Origin of the sequence: Flavobacterium tagetis (genome assembly GCF_016735615.1) — a bacterium.
GTDB lineage: Bacteria > Bacteroidota > Bacteroidia > Flavobacteriales > Flavobacteriaceae > Flavobacterium > Flavobacterium tagetis.
Genome location: NZ_JAERSF010000001.1, coordinates 527,381 through 548,019, shown reverse-complemented (window position 1 = coordinate 548,019; position 20,639 = coordinate 527,381). Strand labels below are relative to the sequence as shown.

The window sequence follows — 20,639 nt, the reverse complement described above, 5'->3', positions numbered from 1 at the left end:
AAAAAGAGCGTAGTTTATCCGTGAACGGTTTCTTTTTTACCATAATTGGTAATGATAGAACCTTCATATTCAATCCATTCTTTCCAGCGTTTATCAATATCAATATTGTCTTGGTATTTTCTGGCAAATCCTAAAAAAGTAGTGTAATGTCCGGCTTCAGAAATCATTAAATCGCGATAGAATTTAGCTAATTTTTCGTCTTTGATATTTTCTGAAAGCACTTTAAAACGTTCGCAGCTTCTAGCTTCAATCATTGCAGAAAACAATAATCGGTCGCAAAGTGCATCTCTTCGGCTTCCGTCTTTTTTCATGAATTTAAAAAGCTCGTTTACATAATGATCTTTTCTTTCACGGCCTAGCGTAAGTCCGCGTTCTTTAATGATATTATGAACCATTTGAAAATGTTCCAGTTCTTCTCTGGCAATTTCAAGCATTTCGGTTACCAGTTCTTCAATTTCAGAGTTGTAAGTGACGATGCTAATCGCGTTTGAAGCCGCTTTTTGCTCGCACCAGGCATGATCCGTTAAAATTTCTTCGATATTTGACTCAACGATATTTACCCAGCGAGGGTCTGTAGCTAATTTTAATCCTAACATAATTTCCCAGCATTTAGATTTTGCAAAATTAGTGTTTTTTTACGATCGAATTTCAGGAAATTGGGTGCAAATCCGCGGAAAAAAGCATTATTTTGTAATGTGAAACAAAGTTTATGAATCAAATAAAAAAACTTTTAATTGTTGGGTTTGTTTGGCCCGAGCCAAAGTCTTCTGCTGCAGGCGGAAGAATGATGCAATTGATTTCTATTTTTAAAGAAAATGGATTTGAAATTACATTTGCAACTGCGGCACAGGACAGCGATTTTATGGTTGATTTGTCTGAATTTGGAGTAATAAAAAAAAGCATCGAACTTAATTCTTCAAGTTTTGATGATTTTATAGTCGAATTAAATCCGGATGTTGTCTTGTTTGATCGTTTTATGGTCGAAGAACAGTTTGGTTGGCGAGTGGTTGAAAAGTGTCCAAAAGCGATCAGAATTTTAGATACTGAAGATTTGCATTGTTTAAGAACTGCAAGGCAAAAAGCTTTTAAAGAAAACCGGATTTTCGAACTAGAAGATTTACTGTCTGAAGAAGTGGCAAAAAGAGAAATTGCTAGTGTTTTACGTTGCGATTTATCTTTGATTATTTCTGAATTTGAGATGAATACTCTAAAAGATGTTTTCAAAATCAATGAAGATTTGCTTTTTTATCTTCCTTTTTTGGTTGATGAAATGAAAGAAGAAGACTTGCTAGAATTGCCTTCTTTTGAAAAACGAAATGATTTTGTTTTTATTGGAAATTTTCTTCATGAACCAAATTGGAATACCGTTCAATATTTAAAAGAAGCCATTTGGCCTTCTATAAAAAAAGATTTTCCAGAAGCAGTTTTGAAGGTTTATGGCGCTTATCCTTCGCAGAAAGTATTGCAGTTGCATCAGCCTAAAAATGGTTTTCACATTATGGGAAGGGCAGAAGATGCCAATGAAATAGTAAAAAATGCAAAAGTAGTTTTAGCGCCAATTCGTTTTGGAGCAGGTCTGAAAGGAAAATTATTAGAAGCTATGCAATGCGGAACACCAAGCGCAACAACAGCTGTTGGTTCTGAAGCTATGCACGACGGTTTGCCTTGGAATGGTTTTATTGAAGATGATCCAGCAGAATTTGCTAAAAAAGCTATTGCGCTATATCAAAATGAAAATCTTTGGAAGCAGTCTCAGAATAATGGAATTACAATCATTAATGAATGCTACCAAAAAAGCAATTATTCTAATCAATTGATTTCACTGGTAAATTTACTTTTGATTGATTCAAAAAGGCATCGTCTTCATAATTTTATGGGAAATCTGCTTCAACATCATGCGTTTAAAAGTACAATGTACATGTCAAAATGGATTGAAGCGAAGAACAGAAATTAAGCTTCCATTTTGCCAAATCCTACTGTCTCGCGATAAATTTGAGGTGAAACATCTGCATTGGTTTTAAAGAAACGGCTAAAATAATGTTCGTCGTCATAACCTAATTCGTAAGCGATTTCTTTTACCGTTTTGTTGGTTAGATAAAGTTCTCTCTTAGCTTCAATAATAATTCTTTCCGAAATTAAATCAGTCAAAGTTTTATTGAAATAATTCTTGGATATTTTGGCTAATGCTTTTGGAGAAATATTCAATAATTCAGCATAATTTCCTGCAGAATGTTTGGTTTTAAAATTCAGTTCAATTGCATCTTTTAAGCTTTGAAGAATTACTGGTTCTTTTGAATCCGGAACCGATTTCATTTCTTCCAATTGTTCTGTTTTTAATCTCGAAGCCGTAATTAGAAAAATCTTCAAATAAGAAATCAGTAATTCATACTGCGCCAATTCAGCATTCTGAATTTCAGCTTTCATTTGTTCAATCACCATTTTAAAAGTCTGTTCCGCTTGTTCTGTGACATGAACATACGGTGGCTGATAAATGTTATTGAATAAAACGCCATTGCAGGAAACCTCTTTTTGATGCATATGAATGCAATAAAAATCAGGATGAAAATGAATCGCAATTCCTTCGATCGGTTCATTCACACAAAGCATAAAAGGTTGATAAGGAGAAAAGGCAAGAAGAGAATTTTCCTCAAAATGATGTTCGGCAAAATCCGCTTTCACTTTGCCTTTTCCTTTGGTCACCCAAATCAAAGAATAATAATTATTGCGCTGTAAATGGTCAAAATGGCTATTATCATCAAAAGGAAGAATTTTAAAAGCCAAATTTCCATTCTGCGGATTGATTAAAGTAAAAACATTTTGAGAACTCATGAGTTTTTGTTTTTGAAAGTATAAAGATAGCCATGAAATAAATCCATGGCTATCTTTATAAATTGTTTTTTGTTATAGTGAATGTGTAAATCTTGATTAAACTGCTGGAAAATCAATTTCTGTATTTGCTACATTATTAAAGTAGTTTGTTAAAACGTTTAAAGCTACGTGACCGATAGTTTCTGCAATTTCGGCATCAGAAACTCCTGCATTTTTGGCTTTATTTACATCTTCGTCATTTACTAAACCGCCTTTGCTGATTAGTGTTTTAGCTAATTGTAAAATCGCTTCTGTTTTTGCATCATCAGAATTTCCAGATCTTGCTGCTTTTAAAACTGCTGGATCTGCTTTCACTAATTTTTCTCCAATAAAAGTATGAGCTGCCAAACAGTAATCGCAAGAATTGCTTTCTGAAACTGCCAGAGCGATTAATTCTCCTGTTTTTGCGCTTAATTTTCCGTGGCTTAAAGCACCACTTAAGTTTAAATATCCTTCAAGAACTGCTGGAGAATTTCCCATTGTTCTCATCATGTTTGGTACAACGCCTAATTTTGCCTGAACTGCGTTGAATAAATCTTTAGTTTTTCCTGTTACTTCTTCTGGGTTTAAAGCTGTTAATCGTGCCATTTTATTTAATTTTTAAAGTTGTTATTTGTTGTTGTCTTTTGACATTACAAAGTTGCGACGATTGCAGATTTTAGAACATGGAGAATGTACGCTATGTGATGGATAATTTTCCCTGCTTTTTTTTAGGAGCTATTTCCCGCTATCCGTTCCAATCTTTTGTGTCTCGTTAAAGAAACGAGACACAAAAGGATTTCCACTTCTATCGGGGCTAGGGCTCTCGTTTTTATAAGATTGTTTTTCGCATAGTTTTTCATCCTGACGAAGGAAGGATCGCACTTAGAAATTCTGCAAATAATTAACACAATCTTGTCATTTCGACGAAGGGGAAATCTTCACGAGTAACTCCGCAATGAGAATCCAATCTTTGTTGAGCTTCTTGTGAAGATTTCCCCTTCGTCGGAATGACAAATAAGACGTAAAAAAAAGAGGCTGTTCCTAAAGAACAGCCTCTTTTAAACTTATATTTTCGAAAAAATTATTTCAAAACACTTGCAGCATCCTGAATAGTGGTTGCATGATAACCAGATTTTGCTTTATCAAAAACTTTTTTAGCCCAAACTTTTCCTTCTGGAGTTTTGACCATTTCTTTATAAAGCATCATAATTGAGCCGGTTCTACTGCTTCCAATTAAGAATTGTTCAATTGCAGGATCTGCAGCTTTGTATTGATGGCGAATTGCCTGAACAAACCATTGGCGTTTAATAATGAAATTACCTCCCTTAGTAAAGTTGAATTCTTTATCAATTGCTTCCATTTCTTTTGCTGTAATATCAGCTGGAAGATGGTCGATAAAATGTTGTTTTTCTGCAGTTGTGGTGATTTTTTTACTTAAACCTGCAACTCCAGTTTCTCTCCAGCTTTTTTGGATAGCGTCAATTGCATCAAAATCGGCAGAACTTACAGGGACGATGTTTGATGGAATTCCTGGTTTGTAGATCCAGTTATCTAATTGAATTTTATCTGCTAAAGCTTTGTCTCCTTTGATAAGATTTTCGTTCAAATACTTAACAAAATCTTCAGTTGTGATAGATTGGAAAGCATGAGAATCGAAATAATTTTTGATAAACGGATCAAATTTATCGCGTCCAACGGCATTTTCAATAACTCTTAAAAAAGAATATCCTTTTACATAAGGAATCATGCTAATTCCGTCATCAGGATTTCTTCCTGTCAAGCTAACTTTTAATCTTGTATCTGGATTTGTGTCTCCATATTCAGCAACATTATCAACCAATTCTTTGTTGGTGATAACATTTTGCATGTCAAATTCTTTTTTTCCAAAAATAGCTTCTCCAATTCTATGTTCAACATAAGTGGTGAAACCTTCGTTTAGCCAAATATCATCCCAAGTAGCATTTGTAACTAAGTTTCCGCTCCAGCTGTGTCCTAATTCGTGTGCAAGCAAACTTGTAAGCGAACGATCTCCTGCAAGTACTCCTGGAGTCAAGAAAGTCAAGTTCGGATTCTCCATTCCGCCATAAGGGAAACTTGGTGGTAAAACCAAAACATCATAACGTCCCCATCTATATGGTCCGTATAATTTTTCAGCAGCATTTACCATTTTTCCAAGCTCGGCAAATTCGTACGCTGCGCTTTTTAAAACAGATGGTTCTGCATAAACTCCAGTTCTGTTGTCGATTGCTTGGAATTCAATATCTCCAACGGCAATTGCCATTAAATAAGACGGAATTGCTTTGTCTTGTTTGAAAGTGTAAACTCCAGTATCATTTTTCTTCTGTGGATTTACAGCACTCATAACCGCCAATAAATCTTTAGGAACTGTAACTTTAGCATTATAAGTAAAACGAATTCCTGGTGAATCCTGACATGGAATCCAAGTTCTAGACCAAACACTTTCGCCTTGAGAGAAAACAAAAGGTTTCTTTTTGTCTGCAGTTTGCTCTGGTTTTAGCCATTGCAAAGCCACCCCGTCTTTAGTAGTATTGTAATAAATATTTACTTTGGTTGTGTTTGGTTCAATGGTAATATGAAGCGGTTTTCCGTGAAATTCTGTGTCTTTTCCAAGCTCGAATTTCGTTTCTTTTTCGTCATCGCCTAAAGTTACTTTAGTGATATTTAAAGTGTTTTCATCGAAGATAATTTCATTTCCTTTACTGATGTTGTCAATTGTCCAAGATGCTTTTCCTGAAATTGTCTGAGTGTCAAAATCAACTTTGATGTCAAGATCAAGATGTTTTGCAACAGCGAGTTCTGGTTTAGAGTAACTGTGTTCGTCTGTAACAGCAACAGTTTTTTCTGTTTGCTCTTTTTTCTGGCAGGCAATTGCTGTCAGAAATAAAGCGACAAGAATTAGTTTCTTCATTTTGTGAGGTTTTGAATTTGAGGATGAAAATTAAATAAAAAATCCCATTTTGAATAAACAAAATGGGATTTAATTATAAAATTAACAAAGATTACGCCAACATTGTAACTGGGCTTTCGATGTATTGTTTTAATGTTTGTAAGAACTGAGCGCCAGTTGCACCGTCAATTGTTCTGTGGTCGCAAGCTAATGATAACATCATTGTGTTTCCAACTACGATTTGACCGTTTTTAACTACTGGTTTCTCAACAATTGCACCTACAGAAAGGATAGCAGAGTTTGGTTGGTTGATAATTGAATTGAATTCAGTAATACCAAACATACCAAGGTTAGATACTGTAAAAGTACTTCCTTCCATTTCTTGTGGTCCAAGTTTTTTATTTTTAGCTCTTCCAGCAAGATCTCTTACAGAACCGCCAATTTGAGATAAACTCATAGCATCAGTAAATTTCAATACAGGAACAACTAATCCGTCCTCAACAGCTACAGCAACACCAATGTTTACGTGGTGGTTAATGATGATAGCATCTTCTTTCCAAGTAGAGTTGATTTTTGGGTGTTTTTTCAATGCTAAAGCACAAGCTTTGATTACCATATCGTTGAAAGATACTTTTGTATCTGGAACGCTGTTGATAGCAGCTCTAGCTTGCATTGCTTCGTCCATGCTTACCTCGATCACTAAGTTGTAGTGAGGAGCAGTGAATAAAGATTCAGAAAGACGTTTTGCAATGATTTTACGCATTTGAGAGTTTTTGATCTCTTCTGTGTAAACTTCACCAGCAGGAACAAATACTTTTGGTGCAGCAGGAGCAGATGCTTCTTGTTTAGCAGCAGGAGCAGAAGCAGCAGTTTGTGCTTGAGCAGATGGAGTAAAGTTTTCGATATCGCTTTTTACGATTCTTCCGTTTTCTCCAGATCCTTTAACTTGGCTTAATTGAATTCCTTTGTCAGAAGCGATTTTTTTAGCTAATGGTGAAGCTAAAATTCTTCCTCCGTTTGAAGTTTCAGCAACAGCTTCTGTAGCTTGCGCAGCAGCCGGAGCAGCTTTTGTTTCTTCAGCAGCAGGAGCACTTGCAGTTGCAGCGCCACCGGCAGTAAAGTTATCGGCAACTCCAGAAATGTCAGTTCCTGCAGGTCCGATGATCGCTAATAAACTATCAACAGGAGCAGTGCTTCCTTCTTGAATTCCGATGTATAATAATGTTCCAGCATTGAAAGACTCAAACTCCATAGTCGCTTTGTCTGTTTCAATTTCTGCTAAAATATCTCCTTCAGCTACAGTATCTCCAACTTTTTTCAACCAAGTTGCTACTGTACCTTCTGTCATTGTATCACTCAAACGTGGCATAGTTACAACTATAACACCTTTTGGTAATTCAGCTGCTTTTGCAGGAGCAGCAGTTTCAGTTTTTGCTTCGGCAGCTGGAGCGTCCGCTTTTGGAGCTTCGGCAGCTGGAGCGTCCGCTTTTGGAGCTTCGGCAGCAGGAGCATCACCACCAGCTAAAAGAGCAGAAATATCTTCTCCTTCTTTACCGATGATAGCTAATAATGAATCAACTGGAGCAGTTTCTCCAGCTTGAATTCCGATATGTAAAAGAGTTCCTTCGTTAAAAGATTCGAACTCCATAGTTGCTTTGTCTGTTTCAATTTCAGCTAAGATATCACCTTCGCTTACTTTGTCGCCTACTTTTTTAAGCCAAGTTGCTACCGTTCCTTCAGTCATAGTATCGCTCAAACGAGGCATTGTTACTTTAATCGCCATGATATTATAATTTATGAGGTGTAAATGGATAGTCTTCTTGTGCGTATACTACATCGTATAATTGTTTTAAGTCTGGATATGGAGATTCTTCAGCGAATTTCGCACACTCTTCAACCAAGTCTTTAACTCTTTGGTCAATTACTTCAATTTCTTCTTCAGTAGCATATTTTTGATCCAAGATTACGTCAAGAACTTGCGTAATTGGGTCGATTTTTTTGTACTCTTCAACCTCTTCTTTAGAACGGTATAATTGTGCATCAGACATAGAGTGTCCTCTGTAACGGTACGTTTTCATTTCAAGGAAAGTTGGTCCGTCGCCACGACGTGCTCTTTCGATAGCTTCGTGCATTGCTTCGGCAACTTTTACAGGGTTCATTCCGTCCACAGGTCCGCAAGGCATTTCGTAACCTAAACCTAATTTCCAGATGTCAGTGTGGTTTGCAGTTCTTTCTACAGAAGTTCCCATTGCATAACCATTGTTTTCAACGATAAATACTACTGGAAGTTTCCATAACATAGCCATGTTGAAAGCTTCGTGAAGAGAACCTTGTCTAGCAGCACCATCACCAAAGTAAGTCATAGTAACACCGCCAGTATTAAAATATTTGTCTGCGAAAGCAATACCAGCTCCCACAGGAATTTGAGCACCTACAATTCCGTGTCCTCCGTAAAAACCGTGTTCTTTAGAGAAAATGTGCATAGAACCTCCCATACCTTTAGAAGTTCCTGTTGCTTTTCCTAAAAGCTCAGCCATTACATTTCTTGGATCAACCCCCATACCAATTGGCTGTACGTGGTTTCTGTAAGCAGTAATCATTTTATCTTTGGTCAAATCCATAGCGTGCAATGCACCTGCTAATACAGCTTCTTGACCATTATATAAGTGTAGAAAACCTCTAACTTTTTGTTGGATGTATAACGCTGCAAGTTTGTCTTCAAACTTTCTCCAAAGTAGCATGTCTTCATACCACTTTAAATATACCTCTTTTGTAACTTCTTTCATCTGAATTCTTTCTTTTGCTAAAGTTGTTTGTGTTATCGATTATTGTGCCTGTAACGCAAAATAGTTTCCTCCCACAAATTTGCGCCCGAAAGGTCGGGATGCAAAAATAAGACATTACATTTAAGAACTAAAATTAAAACGATACTTTTTGGCTTTTTTTTACAAGAACTTTTTATCAAACATCAATGGGAGCAAATTTTTTAATGATGACGATTTGTAAACTTCGCCAATTTCTCCCATAAAATAGATTTCTATTGGTGTATCTTGTTTTATCTCATATTCTGCTATTGATTGTCGGCAAGATCCGCACGGAGGAATAGGAGCAGTGGTTTGATTGGTATCTGAAGCTGCTGTAATAGCCATTTTCAAGATTTTTGCTTCTGGATAAGTGCTTCCGGCATAAAAAATGGCAGTTCGTTCAGCACAAAGTCCTGAAGGGTAAGCTGCGTTTTCCTGATTAGAGCCTAAGATCACTTTTCCATTATCTAAAAGTAAAGCGGCACCAACTTTAAACTTTGAATAAGGTGCGTAAGCTTTTTTTCTAACTTCGATAGCTTGATTCATTAACTCCTGAATTTCTGCTGGAAGCTCATTTAGATTATCAAATATTGTAAATGAAGTTGTTATATTGATTTCTTTCATCTGTTTTTAAGGGAAAAAAAATCCAAATTCCTAAAATGCCGGAATTTGGATTGAATTGTTTTTATTGTAATCTTTTCTCTTTAGTAATTATCGTATTTGTCTCCAAAGTTAAACGTTAATGAGAAACGAAGTGTGTTTTCTAAAGGATTTTTTATTTTCGAAGCTGAGAATAAGTACGAAACATCAATTTTCATGATGTTGTATTTAAATCCTGCTCCTAAAGAGAAAAACTGTTTAGCGCCTTTCTCTGGGCTTTCGTGGTAATATCCTAATCTGAATGCAAAAGCATCTTGATACATATATTCTCCAGCGATGCTATAGGTTACCTCTTTCATTTCTTCTTTAAACCCGCCTGGCGCATCTCCAAAAGATTTGAACATTCCTTCAAACCAGCCAATATCGTTATAATTTCTATAGCCAATATCTGTTGCTTCTTGTTGAGAAATATCTTCAGGGTCATCATAATCCCCGTCGCCATTTACATCTACTGGTGTTCCGATTCCTGGAGGAGTTGGAACTAAAAGTTTTGTAAGCTCGGCGCTTAAAGTAAATTTGTTATAATCGTCAAAAATAAAATCAAAACCGCCTCCTAATCTTAAGTTAGCTGGTAGAAAGTTTGAACTTACATTGTCATTGTCATAACTGATTTTTGGTCCCATATTCTGAAGGTTGACACCAGCTCTCCATCTTCCGTTGAAGTCTCTATATGCAACTTCTTCCGATTGATAAAAAGCAGCTACGTCAACAGCAAATGAGCTTGCAGATGTAGCGTCAACTTCTTCTGAAGCGACTTTTAAATTTGAGTTAATAAAACGCGCTGCAACTGCCATAGAGAATTTGTCACTTAATTTAAGTGAATACGATCCGTCTAAAGCAAATTCGTTTGGATTTACTTCTCTTACGGCTTCATTTGGGTCTCCAGTATATCTTAGTTCGATTCCTCCAAAACCAAAATAGCGAAAACTTCCGGCAAAAGCGCTTCGTTCGTTGATTTTGTTATAATACGTAATCTGGCCTAATGAAATATCATTGGCAAGATCTGTTAAATAAGGAGTGTAACTGATGGAAAGACCTTGTGCATCTTCAGAAAATGCATACTTAGCAGGGTTCCATTGTTGAGAGAAAACGTCTGCAGAAGTGGCGACACCTTGGTCTGCCAAACCTGCTGCTCTAGCATCAGCAGCGACTAATAAAAAGGGTACTCCAGTAACAATTGGCCTTGATTCTTGAGCCTTTGAAGTGTAAATGCTAAAAATACAAATTAATAAAAGTGATAGTTTTTTCATTTATGGGACTAGTGTTTTTGGTGGTGCAAATATATATAATATTATAGGATGACAAGCTTTTCGTATTTTTCTGCTTTTTTATTTGTTAAATTAGATCTTACAGTCAGTTTGTAAATATACACTCCTTTTCCGATTTTGTCACCAAAATCGTCTCTTCCATCCCATGTTATTTCTCTAGATAAAAATCCTTCTGTCGTGACAGTTTGATTTTTTGTCCAGACTACTTTTCCTGTAATGGTCATTACCTGTACTTGTACGTCTAATGGTTCGTAAGGTCTATTATGCGAAAACCAAAATTGTGTATAAGTAGAAAATGGATTTGGATAATTAAGAACGTGAGATAATGTCAAGCTATCATCTCCTACAACTGTAAATTGAATTTCACTTGTAACGGGGTTATTGTAAACATCCCAAGCAGTAAAACTTATAGTATGCAGTCCAGGAGCTAAATTTCGGAATGGAAAACGTAAATTTCCGTTGGTGTAATCGTCTAATTTTGTTTGATAGTAATCATTCAAAATATAAGGATTACTTACGTCTCCATCTAAAATAGCGACAATATCATGGCCGATTCCACTTGCTGTATTAATTCCGTTTTCGTCTTCTAAAAAGGCCAAAAGAAATGGCGATTCATTCGTAATTCCTCCAGATACAAAGGTTTCGTCGTTCATATATAACTTCACTTTTGGATTTATATTGTCCTGAGGTGCATTTTCATTAATTCCTCCAATTTTGATGATGTTGTTGTAGCCCGTTTGGTTTTCTAAAGACTCATTTTTCTTCGAATAAAAACTAATTCTTCCATTGTCAACAGGAATTCTAATGTCTCTTGGGACTACAAAGCTAAATTCGAATTGTCCATTGGTAACAGATGCGTTTCCTCTAAAAATGGTCTCTCCAAGAGTTTTAAATTGCATTGGAGGACTAAAACCGTCATTGTTTAAGGTGGTATTTGTAATTAATTTATCGAAAATAGCGGTTGCCAATTCTCCGTTATAATTGCTTAAAAGTGTGTTGTTTTCGTCTGTGATTTCTCCAGAAATTTTAATTTTTGATAATGATTTTAAATCAGGGATTGCTTGCGAAATCACAATATCGTTTACTTTGGTTAAATTAATTCGGGGTTTTGGAACTGCGAGCATTAAAGCAGGATCGCCTAAGTAAAAGACAACGTTACTGGCAGAGCTAGGATTTTCATTTTTGGATATTCTTAATGATTCTGCAATAGTATTGTATTGATTTGAACCATAAGAAAGAAGGTTTTTGCTTAGTGTTTTGTTGAATTCTTCGGCATTTGTTTGTCCGATTTCGCGAATTGTTGTCAGCATTGAAATAGCGCCTCCTTTTGGATTCCAGAAAACATATTCACCGGCAGTTGGTCTCGTTGGATCATCAAAACGAGAAAATTCGCAGGTAATGGTAATAAATAAAGGATATTTGTATTGATTGGTCAGGTTTTGTCCGTCCGATTTCTCCCAAATTCTTTCGCTTGCTAGTCCGTCCTCACCACCGTGTCCTAGGTAATTAAATATCAGAGCACCTTTTTCAAAAGCATTAAAAAAATCAGTCCTCGCTTTTGGATATCGTGACCCACCTGCGGAAGCTTCTTGTGTATAAGCGTCTAAAAATATTTTGTCGATATTGAAAAAAGGTTTTTCAGTCGCAATTTGGTCTGCAAGGGCATTTTGATTTGATTGTAAAGTCTGATCGCCTGGTTTGTCGGAGTCATCGCTAATTAAAACAACATTATTTCTCCAGTTTCCATAAGATTTTGTATCATGATATTCTAAGACTTTGTTGACCATTTCCTGCGCTTGGGAGTTGTTTGAAACTAGCATTCTTCCCACGGCTATATCAATTCCAGCAAGAGAAGGAATTACAACTCCCTCATTAGAATCCATTAATCCATAAAAATCATCAGAGGCAAATGAAGCTTCTCCGACAGTGTTGCTTATTAGAGATTGATATATAGGTACAATATTAGTGTTATTCGAAATACGATCTTTATAGTCAAATGAAGCATCGCCGAATAAGTTTACATAACGTATTCTTTTATCTGGCGAAGATGCGTTGCTATAAATATATCTGATGCAATTTCTAATAGCGGCAATGTCTTGTTTGCCAGAAGAAAATTCTTGATAGATGTTTTCTAATGCAATAACTTTTACATTTAAATTGGAATTATTTCTGTGAAAATTGGCTAATTTTTCGGCTTGCGAGGCTAAAGATTTGGGAGTTATAATTACATAATCGATATCTTGGAAAGTATTTTGGTTGTTTCTGAAAATGGTTCCTTTTAAATTCTGATTCGCAATTTTTGACTGATTTTCTTTTAGCGGAGCATAATAATCGGATGGATCTATTGCTACGTATTTTCTAACTTCTCCTAAATTGGCTTTAAAGCTAAAAGAAGTCTGATTAGTATTTTCTATTTTAGATACATTATATAGGTCAGTAACATCCCAGATTTGAGTTAATCCAGATGCGTTCCCTATTGTGTAATTCACAATTCCAGCTGTAGAACCTGCAGTGTTGTATTGAAAATGAAATTGCTTACCTGTTCCTAAAAGTTTTCGTTTTGCAGTTAAATTGATGTAATCTAAGTAGCCTTTTGATCCTGGGATACCATTATTATTATAGGTAAGTTTTATTTTTATGTTATCTGTTCCTGTAAATTGGTTATTTGACGGCAATTTTCCAGTAGTATATTTAGTGTCGGAGTTTGCAATTAAAGGAGGAAAACTTATAGAGCCTGCACTTTGTCCGTTTGCCGATATTGCAAAAGAAGTAGTGGTAAAAGATGCCGCTGCTGCGCTTACTTCTATTTTAACAGGTATAGAGGTGTCTAGGTTTGGAAAGCTAAATGAGAACTCTTGTTCCTGATTGATATCGAATGATTCTCCGAGCCATTGACGGCCAAGATGCGCAATGTTTGTTTGGTCCATTTCATGATACTGATAGTCATCAAACGTGTTTAGCTCTAAAGTGATGTTCCCTGCAGGCTGATTTAGGTTTTGAATTCGCTTTCCATCGCCGCCAGAAGCCGTAATATAATAATAGGATTTAGTGTCGTATAGATTTAAGTTGGTTTGGCTTTCAGAGTTCCAATTGTCTGTTCCTTCGGCATAAAAAAGAATGTAGTCTTCATTGTTAAAAACACCGTCGTTTTCTCCTGAAATTTGTATTGCATTTTCGATTAAATCATCAGGATAATAAGCGTTGTTGGCTAAAGGGAGCATTCTTCCTCCATTTCCGTAAATTTTGATTTTTCTTGGGTCAATTTTAGAAGCATCAAATCCTAAACTTTGTAAAAAAGATTTATTGATTCTGTAAACGCCTGATTTCTGAATATAAAATCGGTACCAGTCTCCAGAAGCTAAAACAGAGCTCGTTATTGCTGCCGATTTTTGAAATGAAGCCGCTGTTGAAGTTCTTGCGTTTGCATTGCTAATAAAGTAAGAAAAGGATTTTATGCGTTTGTAGCTGTTTCCTTCCTTAATTATAGGAGATAAAGAAAGAAAAGAATAGCGTATATCTCTAGCGTTCGTAACTATTACCGATTCATTTGGTTTCTCAGGGATATTTTCAAGTGTTAAATCTCCTAAATCAGCTCTTGAAATTGATTCGTAAACGATGTTGCTAATTTGTGCTGAACTGCCGTTTGAAATGCCAGACTGATTTAGATTTTGAAGCAATGTTATGCTTTTTTTTGTAATGTCGAAGCGGAAACTGCTTCCTGAGAAGTACGGAATTACGATTTTGTTTTCGCCATAATTTACCTCTTTTTTATTTTGCCAATCGATTGCTATGGTCCCATTTAGCTGTGAAAACGAGAGGATTGGAATTAAAAAAATGTAAATTAGAAATGCTTGCTTCATAGGTTAAAAAGGCGAAATTTAATTAAAAAATAATTAGTAAGTAAAAATATAGTATTTCATGTTATAGTAATAATAAAAAGTATATTTTTGCGTTCGTAACTAAAGGTTATTTTCTGGTAAAAAACAGCTAAATAAAATTATTAGAACAGATGTTGCCAATTAAATGTTAATTATTATATTGCAGCACCTAAATTTATCACCTAAGAATGAGTATGAAAGTAAACAAAATTGTAGTCTTGCAGTTAATGATGTCAATGGTATTGATGTTGGGCACGGCTAGTTGTAGCAAAAAATCGAGTTCCACTCACGCTTCTAGAGCTACTGGCTGGGATGTAGATAGTCAGAATGGAACTGCTGCCAGAAATGCAGGTAAAAAACAACAGGCTGGTCCTGGTTTAGTTTTTGTTGAAGGAGGTACGTTTACTATGGGTAAAGTACAGGATGATGTTATGCACGATTGGAATAACACGCCAACTCAACAACACGTTCAATCATTCTATATGGATGAAACCGAAGTTACGAACGGTATGTACTTAGAATACCTTGAGTGGTTAAAGAAAGTTTTCCCACCAACAGAAGAAAATTACAAAAATATTTACGAAGGAGCATCTCCTGATACATTAGTTTGGAGAAATCGTTTAGGATACAACGAAACGATGACTAATAACTATTTGAGACACCCTTCTTATGCTAACTATCCTGTAGTTGGTGTTAACTGGATTCAAGCAGTTGAATTTAGTAAATGGAGAACAGACCGTGTAAACGAGGCTGTTTTAGAAAAAAACGGTTATCTTAAAAAAGGTGCTAAAACAAATGATGTAAGTGCTGAAAGTTTATTTAACACAGAAGCTTACGTTGCGTCTCCATCTACAACTTATGGTGGAAATGAAGAGTTGGTGTTAAAGAAAAACCCTAACGGAAGAAGACCAAAAGCAGGTAAAGACGGTGTAGTTCCTGAAGAAAAAAATGTTTATGCTCAACGTTCTTCTGGTATCATTTTGCCAGAGTATAGACTTCCTACTGAAGCAGAATGGGAGTATGCTGCAGCAGCAGACGTTGGACAAAGAGAATACAACATCTACAAAGGACAAAAGAAATATCCTTGGTCTGGAGATTATACACGTTCTAACAAACGTAAAAACAAAGGTGACCAATTGGCTAACTTTAAACAAGGAAACGGTGATTACGGTGGAATTGCAGGTTGGTCTGATGATGGTGCTGATATTACAAACGCAGTGAAAAGTTATGCACCAAACGATTTCGGTCTTTATGATATGGCTGGAAACGTAGCAGAATGGGTGGCTGACGTTTATAGACCAATTATTGATAATGAAGCAAACGATTTTAACTATTACAGAGGAAATCAATATGCTAAAAATAAAATTGGTAAAGACGGTAAACTTGAAATCGTTTCTACTTCTAACATTAAATATGACACTTTAAGTAACGGTAAAGTTGTTGCAAGAAACCTTCCTGGAGAAATTGCACAGGTTCCAGTTGACGAGCAAGAAACGTATTTGAGACAAAACTTTAGTACAAGTGACAATATCAATTACAGAGATGGTGATAAACAATCATCTAGATATTTTGATTTTGGAGACTCAGAGTCTGGATCTAAAGCAGATCAAGCTATGTACAACTCTCCTAAACATAATGTTACAACAGACAGTTTAGGGAAAATGATCAGAAAATATGATAACTCTAGTAAACGTACAACTTTAATCGATGATAAAGTAAGAGTTTACAAAGGAGGTTCTTGGAGAGATAGAGCTTACTGGTTAGATCCAGCTCAAAGAAGATACTTCCCTCAAGATATGGCAACTGATTACATTGGTTTCAGATGTGCAATGTCTAGAGTAGGTTCAAAATCTGAAAGAAGAAAATCTCCTAGAAACTAAGATTTAGGAATTAAAATATAAAAAATTCCAAGTTCCATTAACTGAATATTCAGTCTGGAATTTGGAATTTTTTTATTGTTTTTTTTCTACTTTTATGACTTATTAAAAATTTTATAAATGAATATTCAAGACATTCATAACTTATTTTTACAGTGTAGTTCCTTGTCAATTGATACAAGAAAAATCGAAAAAGAATCGATGTTTTTTGCTATTAAGGGAGAAAATTTTGATGCTAATGCGTTTGCTAAACAAGCGTTAGAATTAGGGGCTTTATATGTTATTATTGATAATGAATCTTACTTTATTGACAGTAGAACTATTTTGGTGGAAAACAGTTTGCAAACGCTTCAGGAATTGGCAAGATTTCATCGAAACTATTTAGCACTTCCAATTGTTGCCTTGACAGGTAGTAACGGAAAAACCACGACAAAGGAATTGATTAATGTTGTGCTGTCCAAAAAGTTTAAAACAAAAGCGACTATTGGCAATTTAAATAATCATATTGGTGTACCGTTGACATTGCTTTCTTTTACAAAAGAAACAGAAATTGGAATTGTTGAAATGGGAGCCAATCATCAAAAAGAAATCGAATTTTTATGTCAAATTGCGCAACCCGATTTTGGATATATAACCAATTTTGGAAAAGCGCATTTGGAAGGTTTTGGTGGAGTTGAGGGAGTAATTGCGGGTAAAAGTGAAATGTATCAATATCTTGCGGCAAAGCAGAAAACTGTTTTTGTAAATCTCGAAGATCCAATTCAGATTGAGAAATCAAAAGGCATTAAATCATTTACTTTTGGAGTTAAAAAAGAAAATGCAGATTTAAACATTCAGAATATTACAGCAAATCCATTTGTTACAATTGAATACAATAATTTTTCTGTAGAATCTCATTTAATTGGACTTTACAACGCTAATAATATTAATGCAGCTGCAGCAATTGGGAAATACTTTGATGTAAAAGAAAGCGATATAAAGAGCGCTATTGAGAATTATATTCCTGCTAACAACAGGTCTCAAATGATGCAAAAAGGCTCAAATGAGATCATTTTAGATGCTTATAACGCGAATCCGAGTAGTATGGCGGTGGCAATTACAAACTTTCTGCAATTAGACAAGAAAAATAAGATTATGATTCTTGGAGATATGTTCGAACTGGGAGATGAAAGTCTATACGAGCATAAGGTCATTGTTGATTCTTTAGCAGATCAAAAGCAAGCTCAATGTTTCTTGTTAGGAAAATCATTTTTTGCCAATAAGATTTCGAATGAAAATATTCAGTTTTTTGAAACATTTGATGATTTTACTGAATTTCTAAAGAGTTTCAAATTTGATTCTAATATGATATTAATAAAGGGTTCGCGAGGCATGGCCTTAGAGAGAACGTTAGAATATATTTAAAAAAGAAGCCATTCAATACTGAATGGCTTCTTTTTTAAATGCTCATTAAAAACCCGATTAGGTTTTCTTTTTTGTTTAGTCCTAATTTCTTTCTTAAACGATAACGGGCTAACTCAACCCCACCTGTAGAAATGTTCATAATTTCGGCTATTTCTTTGGTAGACATATTCATTAATAAATAAGTAGATAAATCTAATTCTCTTGGAGAAATGGTTGGATATTGTCCTTTTAATCGCTTTAAAAATTCAAAATGAACGTTTTTAATGTGCTTTTCTAAGTCTTTCCAGCTTTTATCGGTATTTACTTCTTTTACGATGCTTTTATGTAATTTGCTAAACTCAGATTTGGTGTTTTCGTCTAAAATTCCAGTGTCAATATCTTTCAGTTTATGAATGATTCCATTTAGAACTTTGTTCTTTTTCACAACCTGTAAAGAGTTGTTTACTAGTTCTTTGTCCTTTGCTAAGATTTTGATTTGAAGCTTGTCATTTTTCAGCTTTTCAATTTCTTTTTCTAGATCATGCTGTTCATGTCTAATTTTAGACTCTTTTTCAAGATAAAGCCTTCTTTGTTCAATGGTTTCATAATATCTGTTTTTTCTAATCTTCAGTTTAATTCTAACTGAGATTATATACGCGCCAAGCAATATGAGCACTAGATAAAATAGGTAAGCCAAAAAGTGTCTGTACCAAGGCGGAGATACTGTAAATTCCACTTCTGTGATATTAGATTCTATACCATAGCTATTTCTGGCTTTTAGTTTCATTACATAATTGCCTTCTCTCAAATTGGTATATTCTTTTATTGCTGTCGATGACCATCCGCGCCAATTCTCTTCAAAAGGTTCTAATTTATACGAATACATTACATTTTCCTGATTCTCATATGTTGGCGATGCAAAAGTGAATTTGACACGGTTGTATTTGTATGGTATGCTGTATGACTCCAGTTTATTGTCTAAATTGCCTGTTAAAATAGTGTCTCCAGGATTCGAAAAGCTCTCAATAAAAGCTTTTGGTTTTGCCATAAAAGTGTTTGGAATTGTTGAATTATAATGAGCTAAACGATCTGTTAGTCCTATAAAAATGTTCTGAGGATCTATCGCATTTACAGATATATAATTGTTTACCAAATTTCCGCTTAGGTTTGAGAAAATGGCTTGTTTCTTTGTGAAAGTTCCGTTTTTGTTTTTAACTAATACGCCAAGTGATTCATTAAATGCGTACCAGAGGTTTCCTGCAGAATCTTCTATTAAAGTGTTAATAGTTGGAATTCCGTTAAATAAGTCTGTAATTTTTTTGTCTTCGAAAAAAGTTTCCTGTTCTACAGAATATCTGAAAAAATGATTTTTTACCTGAAAGTATACTTTGCCATTAATGTTTTGAAGGCTGTTTATTCCTTTATACTTTTCTGATATATTGACGTGCTTTTTTATAAAATCAAATCTTTGTAAATCCTCAGATAATTTTACCTGATATAAAAAAGGATTTTTCTTTAACCATAAATAATTTGCATCTATTTCTACAGAAAAATTATTAGTCGTTTCATCAAATCCTTTGACCTGATGTAAATAATCATATCCAGAAGCTGATCTTTTAAAGACTGAAAAGCCATTATAACTTTCTCCTATTATATAATTTTCATGGTCAGGGATTTTTTTGAATCCAAAATACCCTTTGTTGTCAAGTATTTTTGATACTCGGTTGTTTTCGATAATTAATGCTCCACTGTTACTGGCACATATTAATACATTATTTAGAACTTGAATATTCCAAACCTGTGAAATAGTTCCTTCAACTCTTGTAAATGGGCTGTCTTTAAAAGAACCTCCCCAAGAATGGTAAAACAGACCTTGGTTTGTGGCTACATATAGATTTCCATTATGCATTGTAGAGGCATATACTGTACCTATATTGTAGCTATAATCAAAAAAGGAGAAAGGCGAATTTTCATTTATAAAAGTGATACCATTATCAAGACCAAGCCAAATATTACCTTTGTTATCTATAAATGAGGCTAGAATTGTATTGTTCTGAATGCCTTTTTGTCGGTTTAAATGCTGGATTATTTTTCCATTTAAATCGCAGATAATGGCCCCGTCTAATACAGAATTTAGTATTATAAACTTGTTTTTGATTATGGATCCGCCTAGCGAAGTGTTTTTCTTGATAAATTCATTGGCTTCTGTCGCCCACGGTTTAATAATGCCATTTTCAGATACAAAAAGACCCTTTTCTAAAGTAGCGTATAATAATTTGTTATTCGACAAAGGAAAAAGTGACCATATTTCTTTGTCATTAAACACAGTAGTGCCCTTTATTGCTGTAAGTTTTCTGTTTTTGTATTCAAGTAATCCCAATGTTTTGTCTTGGAAGTATAAGCGATTGTTGACTAAAAATGAAAATTGAAATTTGTGTGGTGCAGTAAGCGTGGTAACTTTCTCATTTTTAAGAAAAAAGACTTTGCTGAAAGACTGGAATATGACTTCTCCATTAAAAATATGTATTCTCCAGATCAAGTTGATATTCTCTTTGTCTATGGGGCTTAATAAATTGTAGAGAGAATGATATTTTAAAATTCCCTTTTCATCATTTTTAAAATACCCAAATTCATTGTTTCCTCCAACAAATATTCTTCCTAGAGCATCAATTTTTAAGCTTCTAATCTCCGATTTATTGGGTAAAGAGTATTTATGCCAGTTTGAACCGTCAAACTGAATTAGACCGCTGTTGTTTGCAAAATAAATATTTCCATTTTTATCCTGATCTATACTCCAGTTTTGGGTTCCTCCTTTATATTCTGATCTTTTATAATTTTTTATATCTGGAATTCCGATATTTTTTACCTGAGAGAAACTTTTTATTTGTAAGAAAAATAGTGAAATTATTATATAAGACCTAACTAAGAATTTCATAAAATTTTAAATATATTTTTATTATAAATGCTCTATTTTGTTTTTAAACTGTTGATTTATCAATCAGAATTAATCA

General features: G+C 34.7%; 13 protein-coding genes. 3 read left to right on the top strand and 10 right to left on the bottom strand.

Features of this window, described 5'->3' with window-relative positions:
* Window positions 1-14: 14 nt before the first annotated feature.
* On the bottom strand, window positions 15-596 hold the full coding sequence (locus JI750_RS02430) for a MiaE family protein (protein ID WP_129746205.1): 582 nt from the start codon (window positions 594-596) through the stop codon (window positions 15-17).
* 113 nt (window positions 597-709) lie between these two features.
* Here JI750_RS02430 and JI750_RS02425 point away from each other — a divergent pair, with 113 nt between their 5' ends.
* On the top strand, window positions 710-1,954 hold the full coding sequence (locus tag JI750_RS02425; protein ID WP_201998740.1) for a glycosyltransferase family 4 protein: 1,245 nt from the start codon (window positions 710-712) through the stop codon (window positions 1,952-1,954).
* Here JI750_RS02425 and JI750_RS02420 read toward each other — a convergent pair.
* From JI750_RS02420 to porU, 8 genes are all read right to left on the bottom strand, one after another.
* Window positions 1,951-2,829, bottom strand: coding sequence for a helix-turn-helix domain-containing protein (locus JI750_RS02420; protein WP_201998737.1), 879 nt, complete (start codon window positions 2,827-2,829; stop codon window positions 1,951-1,953). The two genes, JI750_RS02425 and JI750_RS02420, sit on opposite strands and share 4 nt — an antisense overlap.
* Window positions 2,830-2,925: 96 nt before the next feature.
* Window positions 2,926-3,456: a carboxymuconolactone decarboxylase family protein gene (locus tag JI750_RS02415; protein WP_201998735.1), complete on the bottom strand. Its 531-nt coding sequence runs from the start codon at window positions 3,454-3,456 to the stop codon at window positions 2,926-2,928.
* A 475-nt stretch (window positions 3,457-3,931) separates the two neighbouring features.
* Entirely contained in the window at window positions 3,932-5,779 is a 1,848-nt protein-coding gene (locus JI750_RS02410) for a hydrolase/aminopeptidase (protein WP_201998733.1), read from the bottom strand.
* A gap of 91 nt (window positions 5,780-5,870) precedes the next feature.
* Window positions 5,871-7,541, bottom strand: coding sequence for a dihydrolipoamide acetyltransferase family protein (locus JI750_RS02405; RefSeq protein WP_201998730.1), 1,671 nt, complete (start codon window positions 7,539-7,541; stop codon window positions 5,871-5,873).
* A gap of 4 nt (window positions 7,542-7,545) precedes the next feature.
* Window positions 7,546-8,544, bottom strand: coding sequence for a pyruvate dehydrogenase (acetyl-transferring) E1 component subunit alpha (gene pdhA / locus JI750_RS02400; protein ID WP_111379359.1), 999 nt, complete (start codon window positions 8,542-8,544; stop codon window positions 7,546-7,548).
* A gap of 159 nt (window positions 8,545-8,703) precedes the next feature.
* Window positions 8,704-9,186, bottom strand: coding sequence for a cytidine deaminase (gene cdd, locus JI750_RS02395; protein ID WP_201998728.1), 483 nt, complete (start codon window positions 9,184-9,186; stop codon window positions 8,704-8,706).
* A gap of 80 nt (window positions 9,187-9,266) precedes the next feature.
* Window positions 9,267-10,472, bottom strand: a complete 1,206-nt coding sequence (porV, locus tag JI750_RS02390; protein WP_201998726.1) for a type IX secretion system outer membrane channel protein PorV — start codon at window positions 10,470-10,472, stop codon at window positions 9,267-9,269.
* Window positions 10,473-10,513: 41 nt separating this feature from the next.
* Entirely contained in the window at window positions 10,514-14,350 is a 3,837-nt protein-coding gene (porU, locus tag JI750_RS02385) for a type IX secretion system sortase PorU (RefSeq protein ID WP_201998724.1), read from the bottom strand.
* Window positions 14,351-14,562: 212 nt separating this feature from the next.
* Between porU and gldJ the strand changes: the two genes are divergently transcribed.
* Together gldJ and JI750_RS02375 are read left to right on the top strand one after the other, a co-directional pair.
* A complete protein-coding gene (gldJ, locus tag JI750_RS02380; RefSeq protein ID WP_201998722.1) occupies window positions 14,563-16,248 on the top strand; it encodes a gliding motility lipoprotein GldJ in 1,686 nt (561 codons plus the stop codon).
* A 117-nt stretch (window positions 16,249-16,365) separates the two neighbouring features.
* Entirely contained in the window at window positions 16,366-17,649 is a 1,284-nt protein-coding gene (locus JI750_RS02375) for a UDP-N-acetylmuramoyl-tripeptide--D-alanyl-D-alanine ligase (RefSeq protein WP_201998720.1), read from the top strand.
* Between the two features lie 34 nt (window positions 17,650-17,683).
* Here JI750_RS02375 and JI750_RS02370 read toward each other — a convergent pair whose 3' ends face one another.
* The gene (locus JI750_RS02370; RefSeq protein WP_201998718.1) at window positions 17,684-20,563 is read right to left on the bottom strand and encodes a triple tyrosine motif-containing protein; all 2,880 of its coding nucleotides are present in this window, start codon (window positions 20,561-20,563) and stop codon (window positions 17,684-17,686) included.
* Window positions 20,564-20,639: the final 76 nt, after the last annotated feature.

Excerpts from the sequence above, each read along its gene's own strand:
- porV (WP_201998726.1), bottom strand. The coding sequence starts at position 10,472 with ATGAAAAAACTATCACTTTTATTAATTTGTATTTTTAGCATTTACACT.
- JI750_RS02405 (WP_201998730.1), bottom strand. The coding sequence starts at position 7,541 with ATGGCGATTAAAGTAACAATGCCTCGTTTGAGCGATACTATGACTGAA.
- JI750_RS02430 (WP_129746205.1), bottom strand. The coding sequence starts at position 596 with ATGTTAGGATTAAAATTAGCTACAGACCCTCGCTGGGTAAATATCGTT.
- pdhA (WP_111379359.1), bottom strand. The coding sequence starts at position 8,544 with ATGAAAGAAGTTACAAAAGAGGTATATTTAAAGTGGTATGAAGACATG.
- JI750_RS02410 (WP_201998733.1), bottom strand. The coding sequence starts at position 5,779 with ATGAAGAAACTAATTCTTGTCGCTTTATTTCTGACAGCAATTGCCTGC.
- cdd (WP_201998728.1), bottom strand. The coding sequence starts at position 9,186 with ATGAAAGAAATCAATATAACAACTTCATTTACAATATTTGATAATCTA.
- gldJ (WP_201998722.1), top strand. The coding sequence starts at position 14,563 with ATGAAAGTAAACAAAATTGTAGTCTTGCAGTTAATGATGTCAATGGTA.
- JI750_RS02370 (WP_201998718.1), bottom strand. The coding sequence starts at position 20,563 with ATGAAATTCTTAGTTAGGTCTTATATAATAATTTCACTATTTTTCTTA.
- JI750_RS02375 (WP_201998720.1), top strand. The coding sequence starts at position 16,366 with ATGAATATTCAAGACATTCATAACTTATTTTTACAGTGTAGTTCCTTG.
- porU (WP_201998724.1), bottom strand. The coding sequence starts at position 14,350 with ATGAAGCAAGCATTTCTAATTTACATTTTTTTAATTCCAATCCTCTCG.
- JI750_RS02415 (WP_201998735.1), bottom strand. The coding sequence starts at position 3,456 with ATGGCACGATTAACAGCTTTAAACCCAGAAGAAGTAACAGGAAAAACT.
- JI750_RS02425 (WP_201998740.1), top strand. The coding sequence starts at position 710 with ATGAATCAAATAAAAAAACTTTTAATTGTTGGGTTTGTTTGGCCCGAG.
- JI750_RS02420 (WP_201998737.1), bottom strand. The coding sequence starts at position 2,829 with ATGAGTTCTCAAAATGTTTTTACTTTAATCAATCCGCAGAATGGAAAT.